Annotated in this window: 6 protein-coding genes and 1 pseudogene; 4 read left to right on the top strand and 3 right to left on the bottom strand. The window is 69.1% G+C overall.

The genetic code is table 11. The features are described from left to right. Window positions 1-10: 10 nt before the first annotated feature. Both KF833_06650 and KF833_06645 read left to right on the top strand, forming a co-directional pair. On the top strand, window positions 11-742 hold the full coding sequence (locus tag KF833_06650) for a sigma-70 family RNA polymerase sigma factor (GenBank protein ID MBX3744972.1): 732 nt from the start codon (window positions 11-13) through the stop codon (window positions 740-742). 72 nt (window positions 743-814) lie between these two features. After that, a complete protein-coding gene (locus KF833_06645; protein MBX3744971.1) occupies window positions 815-4,393 on the top strand; it encodes a protein kinase in 3,579 nt (1,192 codons plus the stop codon). An 11-nt stretch (window positions 4,394-4,404) separates the two neighbouring features. Here KF833_06645 and KF833_06640 read toward each other — a convergent pair whose 3' ends face one another. From KF833_06640 to KF833_06630, 3 genes and pseudogenes are all read right to left on the bottom strand, one after another. Further along, window positions 4,405-5,526, bottom strand: coding sequence for an FHA domain-containing protein (locus tag KF833_06640; GenBank protein ID MBX3744970.1), 1,122 nt, complete (start codon window positions 5,524-5,526; stop codon window positions 4,405-4,407). Between the two features lie 159 nt (window positions 5,527-5,685). Further along, on the bottom strand, window positions 5,686-6,567 hold the full coding sequence (locus KF833_06635) for a ThuA domain-containing protein (GenBank protein MBX3744969.1): 882 nt from the start codon (window positions 6,565-6,567) through the stop codon (window positions 5,686-5,688). 2,518 nt (window positions 6,568-9,085) lie between these two features. After that, window positions 9,086-9,325: pseudogene (locus KF833_06630) on the bottom strand (hypothetical protein). Window positions 9,326-9,812: 487 nt separating this feature from the next. Here KF833_06630 and KF833_06625 point away from each other — a divergent pair. Together KF833_06625 and KF833_06620 are read left to right on the top strand one after the other, a co-directional pair. Beyond that, window positions 9,813-13,073, top strand: coding sequence for a hypothetical protein (locus KF833_06625; GenBank protein ID MBX3744968.1), 3,261 nt, complete (start codon window positions 9,813-9,815; stop codon window positions 13,071-13,073). Window positions 13,074-13,152: 79 nt separating this feature from the next. Next, on the top strand, window positions 13,153-14,445 hold the full coding sequence (locus tag KF833_06620; protein ID MBX3744967.1) for a hypothetical protein: 1,293 nt from the start codon (window positions 13,153-13,155) through the stop codon (window positions 14,443-14,445). Window positions 14,446-14,488: the final 43 nt, after the last annotated feature.

Below are 14,488 nucleotides of genomic sequence, written 5' to 3'. Positions count from 1 at the left end.
TTTGTCATCCATGAATGCCTCCGGCATCGGCCCGGCCGAATTTCGAACCACGCATTGGTCGGTCGTGCTGCAGGCGGGCGTGGGGGATGCACCGCGGGCTGCCGACGCGCTGGAACGGTTGTGCCGGGCGTACTGGCGGCCGATCTACGGCTACGTGCGGCGCCGGGGGTATGGTCCGCATGAGGCCGAGGACATGGTCCAGGGGTTCTTCGAGGGACTGCTGCGCCGGGAGGGGCTCCGCCAGGTGGACCCCGCGAAGGGACGGTTTCGATCCTTCCTGCTCGCCTCGGTCAACCATTTCCTGGCCAATGAATGGGATCGCAGCCAGCGGTTGAAGCGGGGGGGAGGTTGCGAGTTTGTGTCCATCGATGCGGAGGAGATCGAGGGGGAAGGGTTGGGGGAACTGGCGGATGAGGCCACGCCGGAGCGGGACTTCGAGCGGCAGTGGGCGCGGACGGTGCTGGCCCGGGTGGTGGACCGGCTGCGCGAGGACTACACGGCCTCCGGCTTCGGGGCGCGCTTCGAAGGTCTCAGGGAATTCCTGCTCGGGGACCCGGAAGGGGCCAGCTATGCGGATGCGGGCCGGCGTCTCGGGATGAGCGTGGCGGCGGTGACCTCGGCCATCCATCGCCTGCGGGTCCGGTATCGTGAGGTGTTCCGGGATGAAATCGCCCAGACGGTGGCGGACCCGGACGAGGTGGACGAGGAGATCCGGCATCTGGCGCGGGCGCTGGCGGGCTGAGCGCACTTTTTGGGAAAGGGCCGGCCGGGATTCCTTTTGGAACAGGTGGAACGACGCGATGCCAGAGGACCCATGTCCGACGTGAGCTTGAAATGTCCGGTGTGCCGTCAGCCCGTGGCGTCCGGTGCGCCGGCCGGATTGTGTGCGCCGTGCGCCTTTGCGCGGGCCCTGGAGCCGGTGGGCCGGACGTCGCCCGGCCCGGGAAGGGCGGAAGGCCGCGCGGTCTTCCCGCGGCCGTTCGGTGCCTACGATCTGCTGTCTGAGATTGCGCGGGGCGGCATGGGCGTCGTGTATCGGGCCCGCCACCGGGAACTGAAGCGGACGGTGGCGCTCAAGGTGATTCTGGCCGGGGAGCATGCCTCCGAGGATTTCGTCGAGCGGTTTCGCATCGAGGCCGAGGCGGCGGCGGGGCTGGATCACCCGAACATCGTGCCCATTCACGAGGTGGGCACGGAGGACGGCGAGCAATACTTCAGCATGCGGTTGGTCGAGGGCGAGACCCTGGCGGCCCGGATTGCCCGGGAATGGGCCCGGCCCGGGACGCCTCCCGACGGCACCGCCCGGCGGGCCTCGGCGCGGCTGGTGGCGACCCTGGCACGCGCCGTTCACTACGCGCACCAGCGGGGCATCCTCCATCGCGATCTCAAGCCGACCAATGTCCTGCTGGATGGGGAGGGCACGGCGTTCCTTACGGACTTCGGCCTTGCCAAGACGCTGGAGCAGGACAGCGGGGTGACCCGGACGCTGGCCGTGCTGGGCACGCCGGGGTACATGGCGCCCGAGCAGGCCCGGGGCGATTCCCGCCGGCTGACGGTAGCCGCGGATGTGTACGGGCTGGGCGCGATTCTCTACGAACTCCTGACCGGCCGTCCGCCGTTTGGGGGCGCCACCTCGATCGAGACCCTTCGGCGGGTGCTTGAACAGGATCCGACGCCCCCGCGGCGATTCCATCCCCAGGTTGAACCCGACCTCGAAACCCTGTGCCTCAAGTGCCTCGAAAAGGAGCCCGCGCTCCGTTACCCCTCGGCCGAGGCGCTCGCCGAGGATCTCGAACGCTGGCTTCGGCACGAGACCATCCAGGCCCGGCCCGCCTCCACGCCCGAACGGTTTCGCAAGTGGGTCCGGCGCCATCCCGCCGCCGCGCTCACCGTCGCCTCGGCCGCACTGGCGCTGATCGCCATTGCCGTGGTTTCGACAACCGCCGCCTATCGCCTCCAGAGGGCGCGCAACGCCGCCGAGCAGGCCAACACCCGTCTCGAACGGCATGTCCACGACCTGGAATGGCAGAAGGCGGAGGAACTGGCGGCCTCGGGCAGGATCGGGGAATCGCTCGCCTACTTCGCCCGGTTGGGCCGACGGGCCCACGACCCGTCCGTGCCGGCGGCCCGCATCCTGTCCATGCTCAGCTTCCGGAGCTTCCCGCTTCCCCAGGGTGCCCCGTTGTCCCATGGACGCAGCGTCAATGACCTCGACTTCTCGCCGGACGGGCGGCTTCTCGTGACCGGTTCCTCGGACGCGCGGGTCCGGGTCTGGAAGGTGGAGGATCGAACGCTGCTGGCCGCCTTCGAGCATCGGGATGTCGTCCGGTTGGTGCGGTTCCACCCGGATGGCCGGCGCGTCCTGGGGATCGGCCAGGATGGCGAGGGCCGATTGTGGGCGGTCGATCCTGAGAGGGCTGTGGATCCCGTCGCGTTTGCCGCCGTGGCCTTGAACGAGCCCATCGCGGATTTCAGTCCGGACGGGCGGCGGCTGGCACTGCGGACGAGCATCAATGGATTCACTGTGTTCGATCCCGACACGGGGGAACGAACGCTGGGTCCGCTGGAGGGGGAGGATGGGTTGCGCACGCTTCGCTTCACCCCGGACGGGCGTGGGATCCTGACCACGGCCTTCGATGGGGTCATCGCCACGGTGCACGCCGAGGATGGCCTGCCCCTCGGACCTCAGTGGAAGCGTTCGCAGCCGGCCGCCAGCGGCCTCATCACGCCGGACGGGAGCCTTCTGGTGTCAGGGGAAGGCGGCAAAGCCGTGGTCTGGGATCGTGCCACGGGAGGGCTGGTGTCCGAGCTGGCGACGGGCCGGTCCGAAGTGATCCGGATGGCGTTGAGTCCGGGCGGGGATCGCCTGCTGACGCGGCCTTACCAGGAGCCGATGCAGGTGTGGGACCTGCGCGAGGGCCGTCCTCTCGGAGTTCCGCTCCGGTTTGCCCGGGAGTTCACGGACGGGACGTTTTCTCCGGACGGGAAGTGGATTGTGACGGCGTCCGTGGACGGATTGGCCCACATCGCCGATGCGGCCACCGGGGAGGTGCTGCTCCAGCCGATGCAGCACGACGGGGCGATCCATCGGGCGCGGTTTCATCCGGGGGGACGTCTGGTTGCCACGGCGTCCGATGATGGCACGGCCCAGCTTTGGGATGTCCGGATGGGGCTTCCGGAGGCGCGCCGGGTCGAGCCCCTCACCGATCTCCGGGAGGCGATTTTCAGTCCGGACGGCGGCTGGCTCTACACCAGTTCAGGGAATGCCATGCAGCGGCGGGTGGCATCGACCGGGGTGCCGGATGGCCCGCCGATGGTCCACACCAAGCCCGTCTTTCTGGCGCGGCTTTCGCCCGACGGAACGACCCTGGCCGTGGTGGCCTACGATTTTGCCACCCGCCTGTGGGACGCCGCGACCGGCACGGAACGGACGCCCCCGCTGATGCATGAGGAACAGGTGGCCATGGTCGCCTTCACACCGGACAACCGGATTCTGGTCACCGTGGCCACCGACCGGGCGGCACGGGTCTGGGATGCGGCCACGGGGGAACGGCTCAGTGGCGTCCTCGCCCATCCGGACATCCCGATCAGCGTGGACGTCCATCCCGACGGGAAGCGTTTCGTCACAGGGGCCTTCGATGGGCGGGTCCGGGGCTGGTCCATTCCGCGCGGGGAACTTCTTTTCGAGACGGAGTCCCACGGGAGCCGGGTCTGGACGGTGTCCCACGATCCGGCGGGGCGGCGGATGGCGAGTGCTTCGGCGGACCGGACCGTCCGGTTGTGGGAGGCGGCGACCGGGCGGCCGTTGCTGTCACCGCTGCCGCACTCCGGGAGTGTGCTGGCGCTTCGATTCAGTCCGGACGGCCGCTGGCTGGCCACGGCCACCGAGGACGGGCAGGTGCGGGTCTGGGACACGGTGCTGGGGCAGCCGGTTTCCCGGCCGATGCGGCATGACGGCATTGTGTGGAACGTGACCTTCGACGGGGACGGTCGGCGGTTGTTGAGCGGCGCGTTCGATGGCACGGCGCGGATCTGGGATGCGGCGACGGGGTTTCCCATCGGCGAATTCCTTCCCCACGGCGGCCCGGTGATCCGGGCGGTGTTTCGTCCGGATGGGCGCGGGGTGGTGACGACGGCGAACGACGGGGTGCTGCGGTTCTGGGACACGCCGGCGGTGCCGTCGCGGGTCCCCGACTGGTTTCTGGGGCTGGCGGAGGCGGTTGGCGGGAAGCGGTTCGGTGCGAATGGGGAACTCGAGAACGTGAACGTCATCGCCCTGGAGTCCGCACGACGACAGGGTTTGGCGACGCCGGAAGACGATTTCTTTGGGCGTTGGGCACGGTGGTTTCTCGAGCGGCGGCTTGGGCGACCGGTGCCGCCGTTCGATCCGTGAACCGGGCGCGGCTAGAGGTTCCAGGCGAGGTCGTCCTCGTGGTGGCGGTAGAACAGGCCAAGGATCCGGACCCAGACGAGGAGGAGATAGAAGCCGGTGGCGGAGACGAGGGCGCCGATGGCGAGCTGGACGGGCGACGGCATTCTCCAGTTTTCGGTGAGCAAGCCCATTCCGTAGGCGGAACCCATCAGGGCTGCGAGGAAGAGGACGACGATGCCGTAGGCGAGCGGGGCGCGGCCGATGGAACGGAGGATGAACAACGGGTTGATGGCGCCAAAGCTGTCGGAGAGGGCGAACCCGAGCAGGGCCATGGGGAAATAGGCGACGCCCAAGGCCAGCAGGGCGGGGGTCAGCCAGACGGGGCGGTTGGGAAAGGCTGGAACAAAGAGGGCGGGTCCGAAGCACACGATGACCAGGAGGACATACCTGGCGAGCATTTCGCGCATGGCGGCGAAGTCGAAGGCGACGCTCGACAGTGCAGGCATGGCGTCGTCGCCGCGCACCGTGGACTGGATCACATCACGGATGAGTTCGAAGACGTACAGGACCATCACCAGGCCGATCAGCATGCCGATGATCTGGAGGATCCCGGGCAGGATGCGGGCCACCAGTTCAAGTCCCACGAGAATGACGATGACGATCCAGGCATCGCCGCGGAACGGGTAGCCGAAGGCGCCCGGGAGAACGGTGGGGAAGGGGGGCAGATCGGGATCGGGAGGGGCGTCGTCGGGGCTTTCCGGTGCCGGCACAGGAATGGGACGGGAAGGTGCGGACTTACGGAGGGTCACGGGGGTGGCCGGGGTGAAGGCGGGTGCGGCGGGTGCGGCGGGTGCGGCGGGAGCCGGAGCGTCTTCGAGGGTGAGGGGCACGTCGCCGAGGGTGAGGACCTGGGCCGGCGCCCAGGGGCCGGCGGTGAAGGGTTCGCCATCGAGGGTGCAGCCGACGGGCGATCCGAAGTCCCGGGCGAGGACCCGTCCGTCGGGCTGAACGATCACGGCGCAATGGCGATCGGCGACGGAGGGATGATCGAGGACGACCGAGGCGGCGGCGGGGTCGCTGCCCAGGATGTGGATCCCGGGAGCGAGGGGGACGCGGTGCGGGGTGTCGCCAAGGTGGATGAGGAGGGCGGGCATGACAGGAGTGTGGATCCGGCTACGGGGAATGGAGACGCGGCCCGGGCCCGGGTTTTGTCTGGGCGCCCTTTCAACAACAACGATGGGTCCTTGCGGGTTGCAGGGAGATTGGGGATGTCAGGCCGGGCCCGGAGGCTGGCGGTTGGGCGGTTGGTGGGTTCAATCGGCGAGGGGGACCCCTTCGATGGCGAGGGGATCGAAGCGGTAGGGGTGATCGCGGGCGGCCCAGGCCATGCCGCGGAGGAGGAGCAGGCGGAAATAGGGATCGTCGAAGGTCCACATGTAATGGCCAAAGATCGAGACGAAGGCGCGTCCGCGGCTGTCAGGGGGCTCGAAGGTCCAGAAGACGGGGACGGTGGCGACGGTGTCATCGCCTGGATTTCGGCGCCGGTCATCGCCGCGATGGATCATCTCTTCGGAGGTGGCGAGGACCTGGATCCGGTTCGGATCGCCGACGAAGGGCCAGTAGGGTTCGTCCACGAACGGGATGGAGCGTGGGAGGCCGAGGAGGATGGGATGATCCGGGAGGGCGAGTTTGAGATCGACGGGGCCGTGGCGGTAGGAGGCGGCGGGGTAGGAGAGTCCGAAGCGGTCGGCGTGGCGTTCGCAATGCTGGTCGCAACCGATGGCCCAGTGGATGGTCACGGCGCCACCTCCGCGGTCCTGGAGGCGTTTGATGTCGGCGAGTTGGGCGGCATCCCAACGGGTCTTGAGGTAGAAGACCGCCAGGTCCACGCCCTCCCACTGTTCCGGCGTGGGCCATGGGAAGGCGGTGGAGACGCGGACGTGTTCGGCCTGGGCGAGGAGCGGGGCCCATTCGCGCTGCCATTTGGGGTAGTCATGTTCGCCGGGGCCGTGGTCCTTGGGGCCGGCGACGAGCAGGATATGAAGGGGACGGAGGGTATGGGGGGCGGGCGGAGCGAGGGCGAGGACGCGATGGATTTCGGCCCGGGAACGGGGTGGTGGGGCGGTGGCGGCCTGAAGGGGGAGGTGGGTGGCGGCGAGGACAGTGAGGGCCGTCAGTCGGAAGAGGGGGTTCATGGTCGAGGAGGGGGCGTGGAGGTCCGGAGGGCAGGTTGATTCGGGGTTCCGGGTCGATCCAGCGTGAATTGCGGTACGGCGGGATGGCGTAAGAAAATTCCTGAAAGGACGGGGCGGGATTGCTTTTGGAAGGGGTGAGAAGACCCGAAGCGTCCATGAAAGCCCTGTTCCCATCCCTACTTCGAGCGGTTGCACGGTCCGTGATTCCCGCGGTGTTGCTGGCGGCGGCACCGGCCATGGCCGCCCCGGTGATTCTGGAGGTCAGCACCACGCAGGACGGGCTGATCCCGGGGACGCAGGTTCCGGGCGAGCCGGGGGTGTACCATCCGGTGTCCGGGTCCTTGCGCTGGATGGTGCGGCAGGCCAACCAGACGGCGCCGGGCCCGGAGGTGATCATCCGGTTGCTGCCGAACGCGGTGCATCCGATCGAGCGCCCGACGGTGTGGGAGGGGATCAATACCGAGAACGACCCGGCGCTGGATCCATCGCACGGCGATATGGAGATCACCCGGAGTCTGACCCTGGAAGGCGGCGGGGCGACGATTGACGCGCAATCGATCGCGCGGGTGTTCAAGATCACGGGTCCGATCCAGGTCACGATTCGGGACGTCACGTTCCGGCGGGGCGGGCACTCGGCCCTGGGCGGCGCGGGTGCGTTGAACGGCGGTGGCACGCTGCGGATCACGGGGGGGGCGGAAGTGGACCTGCATGATGTGCGGTTCGAGGAAAGCGAGATCGGTGACGACCCCTCCGGCAGCGGCGAACGCCGCGGCGGGGCCATCCTGGTGACCGACAACGCCGGGGGCCGCCTGCGCGTGTGGAACGGCCACTTCGAGGATTGTCGTGTCCGGTCCGGCCACTTCTTCCAGCCGGTGGCGGGGGGTGCCATCTATCACGACAGCGGGAGCCTGCTGTTGAGCAGCAACGTGTTTCTCCGCTGCTGGACCCTCCAGGACAACACCGTCTCGTTTGCCACCGCCGGAGCGGGCGGCGGCGCGCTGTGCGTGGGCGGGGGCTCGGTGAACGTGCTGCACACGCGCTTCGAGGAGAATAGTGTGCGCGCCGCCCGCGGCGTGGATACCGGCGGATCGCTGTTGTCGGACGGGCACCTGTCTGAAGGCGGCGCGGTGCTGGTGCGGGCGGGCACGACGGCGTTCAGCGTCTTCGACTCCGTCTTTCTTCGGAACACCGCCAAGGGCAACCGGGGCGGGGCCGGCACGGGGAGCGATACCGGGCGGGCGGGCGGTCCGGCACGGGGCGGGGCGGTGGCCATCTCGACGGGCGGGGCTTCGTTCACGGCGCTGTTCCAGCGATGCCGTTTCGAGGACAACATCGCCTTTGCGGGGCCGGGCGGGAACAGCGGGGTTCAAGCCGGGACCGGCGGTCCGGCGGAGGGCGGTGCGCTCTACACCCGTCGCGGCACGCTGGATCTGCGGGACAGCCAGTTCCTGGGCAACCTTGCCGTGGGTGGAAATGGGGGCCGGGTTTCCGCCGACGCCGCGCCCCACGCGAAGGGTGGCCGGGGCGGCCTGGCGAGCGGGGGCGCCGTGCATGCTTCGCACGAGGCGCAGGCGGTCAACGTCACCGGCATTCCCCTCCAGTTGCCTGCCTCCTCCAACGAGGGCGAGACCCTGGTCGCCACCGCGCTGTTCGAGGGAAACCACGCGGTGGGTGGCAACGGCCAGGTCGGATACGGAAACGGGCCGGACGACGGGCGTGGCGGGTTGGCTGAAGGCGGTGCGATCGCGGTTTGGGCGCCGGGAGTTCAGATCGCCAGGGTGCTGGGTCGAAACAACACGGCGCAGGGCGGCCACGGCGGGGACGGCGACAGCGAGCGCTACAAGAACGCGTACCTGGCGGATGCGGACGGCAACTTCATCCTGGATGGCGGAGGCCAGCCCATTCGGATCACGGACGAACCCCAGGTGGTGCCGGGGATTCTGGTGAGCGGGCGGGGCGGCAGCAATGGAAGCGGCACCGGGGGATTCCTCGCGACCCGCTCGACCGTCGCCACGGTCCAGGATTCGGCACTGGTTCGGAACCAGGCTGTGGGGGGGCGCCTGGCCGGCCGCCTCTACCATCGCGTCGCGCCGGAGAACGGCGGGGTGTGGCATTTGCAGCGCCTGGATCCCGTGCCGCCGTTCGTCGCCGGCGTCGGCGGGTTTCGCTTCGACTGGCAGGGCGCGCATGGTGGCGATGGAGGCCGGGGTGATGGCGGGGCGATTCATGCGGTGGGAACCGGGCGGCTGGAGATTCTCGGGACCGGTCTGACCTTCAATGAGGCCCGCGGTGGCAATGGCGGTCCCGGCAGGGCGCTGGAGGGCTCTCTGGAATCCGGCGAGCAACGCGGCGGGGACGGCGGCGCCGGCGGAGGCGCCCGCGGCGGCGGCGTGCATCTCTCCGGGCCGATGACGTACCGGATCGAGTCGTCGTCGCTATTTGCCAACCTCGCCATCGCCGGCCGCGGCGGCAACGGCGGTCGGGGTCGCAACACCACCGCCCGGACCGGCAACCCGCTGGGCGGGCTGGGAGGGAACGGCGGGGAGGGCGGTGAAGCCCGGGGCGGCGGATTGTGGAGCGATGTGTCCGTGGTGGATGCCGCGCTCAACGCATCCGTCGTGAGAACCTACGCCGCACAGAACAAGGTGGCGGGCGGCGACGGCGGTCTGGGAGCCATCGGCGGGGAAGGTTGGGGTGATGTGGGCGGCCACGGTGGGGATGGGGGACGAGGAGGTGGAGCGGCGGGCGGCGCTTTGGATGTGGCGAGTCTCTACCTCGATCGCTCGACGCTGGACCGCAACCGGGTCTCCAGCGGTTGGGGTGGCGCGGGCGGGCTCGGCAACGCGGGCAATCGGGTGGGCGGGTTCGGCCGACCCGGCGGCGAAGGGGGTGAGGGTGGAGGAGGCGGTCTGGCCATTTCCGCCAGTTCCTCCTCCGGCGTGCTGCTGGTCCGCAGCACGGTGAGTTACAACCAGGTGCATTCAGGGTTCGGCGGGCACGGCGGCTTCGGGGGTGTCGGCGGGGAACACGGTGGCAATGGGGCCCATGGCGGCGCCAACGGGCTGAGCCGTGGCGGCGGCATCTACAACCTGGCGGGGGCCGGGAAACTGGTGGTCACCGACTCGACGATCGCCGGCAACCGCCTGGACGCCGGCGACGGCGGACTCCGCGGGCTGCGTGGCGCACACCTCGACGCCTTCGACCCGGCCACCGTGCCCACCGCGTACCGGGCGGGCACGCCGCCGATGGTGGTCATCGACCACATCCTCCAGCCCGGGCCACCCATCCGGGAAGGCTCGGCGGCCTTTCTTCAGGAGTACCAGGGTTTCCAACTCGGCACGGCTCCGCCCGGACCGGACGGCCTGCCGCTGGTGGCCCCCATGGATTTTGCGACACCCGGAGCGGATGCCGCACCGTTCAGGATTCCCGAGGTGCCCGCGGACACGGCGGAGATCACCCACTACGCGGTGAGTGCGGCTGCCGTGACGGGGATCGTCGCCACGACGGTCGTCGGTGCGGCGGTGGGCGCGATCTACACCGGGTTCTTCACCGGCTCGGTGGTCATCGGCGGTGGCGCCGCCATTGCCACAACCACCGTGGCCACGGTGGCGGCTGGCGGAGCGATGGCGGCCGCCGGAGGGTTCGTGATCGGGACGGTGGCGGTGCTTTGGGTGGCGCCCATTGCACTCTTCACGGTGGCCATGATCGAGACGGGCGGCGACTTCGAGGCGTCGGCGGCGTTTGTGATGGGCGCCGCGCCGGAACGTTACCAGGGCGTCAACCCGCTCCTGCTGCGAGGCACCACCTTCCAGGACGACGATGAAGGCGGCGGGACGGTCGAACCGCAGATGGGGCAGTTCGGTCTGCCGGGGATGTACCGGGCGCCCGAGGGCACGGGGATCTGGGGCGGCGGCACCTTGGGCGGCACGCTGGTGGCCAACAACGCCGGCATCCGCCGCACCCGGCCCACCACCGAGGCGACCGTCGAGGTGGGGGACGGTCAGGGCGGCACGATCCAGCGGCGGGTGATCGAGTACACCGAGGTTGAGGCGGCGGTGGGATGGGTGCTCGAAGTGGCCGGGGCGTACACCAGCCAGGGAGCGAACTTTCTCGGCAGTGTGAACCACTGGCCGGACCTGGGTCCGGTGTTCCTGCCGCAGCCCTCGGATTTCCATGGCATTCCCGGTGCGGAACTGGACGCGAAGATTGCCGGATCGGTGGCGGACCACGGCGGCGGCGTGCCCACTTTGAAGCTGTTGCCCGGCAGCCCGGCGCGCGGGGTGGCGGCCCAGGGCGGTGCCGCAGGTCAGTCTCAGAACGGCTACACCTGGGCGGCGGGAAGCCTGCGGGACATTGGCGCCTGGGGTGGACCGCCGAACCAGGCCCCGGTCGCGTTCAACCGGAACTACCGCCTCGTCCAGGGCAGTGGCGGCACCGTGGTCTTCAACGGGGCCACGATGCTGCAGCAGCAGTCGGATCCGGACGGCGATGAACTGACGGGTTACTCCCACATCGAGCGGATCGAGGGCGACGGCGATTGGCTGGTCATCGGGTTTGCGGGGCAACCGCCGGGATTCGCGCAACACACCTTCACGCCCGATCCGGCCTTCGTCGGGTACAAGGAGATCTACCGGTTCCGCGTCACCGACGGCGGCCTCGAGTCGAACCTGGGGGTCATCAGCCTTCAGGTCGTAACCCCCGAGGATGCGGAACGTTGTCCGTCCTGGGATGCGGACCGGCTGATCGTGATCAGCAGCGAACCGACCACAGCGGATGCGGCCACCCGCGTCGAGCTGCCGGACGAGGCGACCGGCGACCACAACTTCACGGGTCCGTTCACGATCGAATTCTGGATGGCGATGACGCGGTCGGGTGGTTGGGCGCACGAGCACGAGGCGTTGGTCACCAAGGGCGACAGTGCGTGGCGGATCGCGCGGGGCGGATCGACCAGCAAGCTCTCCTTCGATGTCACCGGACTCGAGCCGCTGGTGCTGCGCAGCGAGCGGGATGTGAACGGTGGCTGGCACCACGTGGCCGCCGTGTACGATGGCCGGTACAAGTTCCTCTACATCGATGGCGAACTGGACGCCTGGGCCGAGGTCAGTGGCACCCCGGCGGTGAACCTGGAACCCGTGTGGATCGGGGCCAACAGCGAGCGGCCCGGCCGGAACTTCCGCGGATTCATGGACGAGGTGCGGGTTTGGAACCATGCCCGGTCGGCGGGGGAGATCCGCGACAACCTCGCCCGGACGCTCACCGGGTATGAACCCGGCCTGCTCACCTACTACCGCTTCGATGAACCGGATGGCGACGTCGTGCTCAATCGCGGCATGAGTGGCACCGCGCAGCCGGGTGCGGCGATCCGACTGGACCCGGCGAAGGCACCGGACCGCTACAACTCCTCGATCTCGCGCGTGGCCAGCCCGGTGCTGTGGGAGTTCGGGACGACGATCGTCGGGCGCCACGTCTTCTACAACCGGTCCGTCTTCGACGGGAACGATCCGGAGGCCAATGCGGCGGACGACCTGGCCATCGCCCCCGACAAGCAGGCGCTGCTTCCCGGCGAGAAGGCCACCGATGCCCACCGCACGTCATACAGCCGCGGGCTCAACGGCATCATGATCGACATCGCCCGGCCGCGGAACGCCGGGGCCCTGACTGCGGAGGACTTCGAATTCGCCCGGGGCAATGACAGCACGCCTGAACACTGGCTGCCCACCGAACCGCCGCTGAGCGTCTCGGTGCGTCCTGGCGCGGGTGTGTGCGGTTCGACCCGGGTCACGCTGATCTGGGCGGACTATCAAAAGGGGGCGGGCGCGCCGAACCAGGCGGTGGCTCAGGGCTGGCTGAAGGTCACGGTCAAGGCCAATGCCCGCACCGGCCTGCTGCGCGACGACACCTTCCACTATGGGAATGCGGTGGGTGAGTCGGACGATTCGGACACCCTCGTCTCGGCCCAGGACGCGTTGCGGGCGTTGAACCATCTGACCGTCAATGCCGGGATCGGGAATCCGCTCGATTTCAACCGCGACGGCCTCGTCTCGGCCCAGGACGCGCTGCTGGTTCTCAACCACATCTGGACCGGATTCCGCCTGCCCGATCTCCGGCACGGGAGCTGGGCGCAGCCGTCCATCGCGTGGTCCGGCGCCTCCGAGCGCGTGCTGCTGGCCGAGGCGCGACGCCTGGTGCTCGACGCCCTCGAGGCCATCGAGGCCGGTGGCGTTGAGATTGCCGGACTCGACCCGGCGGGGCTGCATCGGTTCCGTCTCGCGTATCGACTTCCGGTCGGGCGACAGGGGCGGCTCCTGACGGCCAACGCCTCGACCGGCCCGTGGACGGAGGTGCCGGGTGACCTTCTCGACGGACAGACCGGGGCCGGGGCCGTTCTGCTCGACGTCCCGCCCGACCAGCCTGCCGGATTCTTCCGGATCGAACTGGTTCCGCGCGCGCCCCTGGATGCGTTCGAGGACGACGTGCCGTCGTCCGCACCGCGGGGCGGCCAGTGAAGGCAGTAAAGGATGCGCAGCTCCCATCCGCTCCCGAGAGTTCCCACGATTCAAGATCCAACCTCCGCAGTTCCATGCCATGAAACCGTTCCTTCCAATCCCTGCAACATCCGGTCCTTCGTTCGTGGTCCGGCTCCTTCGAGCGCTTCCTGTCCGGCGAAAGCTGGGCGGGCTGATCCCGGCGGTGACGCTCCTCGCGGCGGTGAGTTGCCCGGCCGCCGTGCTCATCACGGTCGGGGACATCTCGCTGCTGCCCGGATTGTCGGGACAGCAGGTGGAGATCCGCATCGACCATGACGGTCCACCGATCGAGGTGGGCGGACTGGAGTTCGCCATCCAGGTGGCGGATGGGGGTCCGGCAGCCGGGGGAGTGGTGTCGGGTCCGGTCGTTCAAGCGGTGGATCTGCTGACGGGGACGATGTTCGAGGGGAAATCGTTCGGCGGGCAGTTCCCGTCCATCGACAACACCGGGCAGCAGCAGTTCTGGAATGTGCTGAGCCTGACGGCGGAACTGCCTTCCGGCAGCGGGCAAAGGCTGGCCCGGGTGACGTTCGATACCACGGGGTTCGCGGAAGGCACCTGGACCCTCTCGCTGGCCGGGATGCCGTTTGCGCAGACGCGGCTCCTGGACCGGGGTGGCAATCCGATCGACGTGACGATCCAGAACGGGACGCTTGCGGTGGTGCCGGAACCGGCGGCCTGCGCCTGGATCGGCGGGCTTCTCCTCGGACTGGCAGGATGGCGGTTTCGCCGGCACTTCAAGGCCGGCATGGCGGCGGGCGCGGTGGTGCTCGGCACGACGACGTCCCCGGGCGCGCTTCTGATCGCGGTCGAGGATGCCATCCTGCTGCCCAATCTTCCGGGACAGGAAGTGCGTGTCTGGATCGACAACACGGGACCGACGCTGGAGATCGGCGGCCTGGACTTCGCGATCCAACTCGCGGACGGAGGTCCGGCGGTCGGGGGAGTGGTGTCGGGTCCGGTCATTCAATCGGTGAATCTGCTCGGGGGCACGCCGTTCGAGGTTCACAACCTGGGGGGTCAGTTCGCCGACCTCGACAACCAGCCGCAGAGGCAGTTTCACAGTGTGGTTGGGACCACCGCGGAACTGCCTTCGGGGACGGGACAACTGCTGGCCACCGTGGTGCTGGACACGACCGGGTATCTGGAGGGGAGCTGGACGTTGTCCCTGGCCGGGATGTGGGCGGTGGAGACCAAGCTGCTGGATCGGACCGGGCTGCCGTTCGAGGCGGACATCCGGAACGGCGTCATCGCGGTGGTGCCGGAACACGGCGCATGGGCCTGGACCGGGGCGGCGCTGGTGCTCCTGCTGGTTCATCGGGGGCGCGTGGAGGGTGCGGGCCGTCGGTGAAGGGTGGCGAATCGCGAGTCGTATGGAACTGACCCCTTTACGC

This window comes from Verrucomicrobiia bacterium (assembly GCA_019634625.1).
Taxonomy (GTDB): Bacteria; Verrucomicrobiota; Verrucomicrobiia; order Limisphaerales; family CAIMTB01; genus CAIMTB01.
This window is presented reverse-complemented; position numbering and strand designations above follow the sequence as displayed.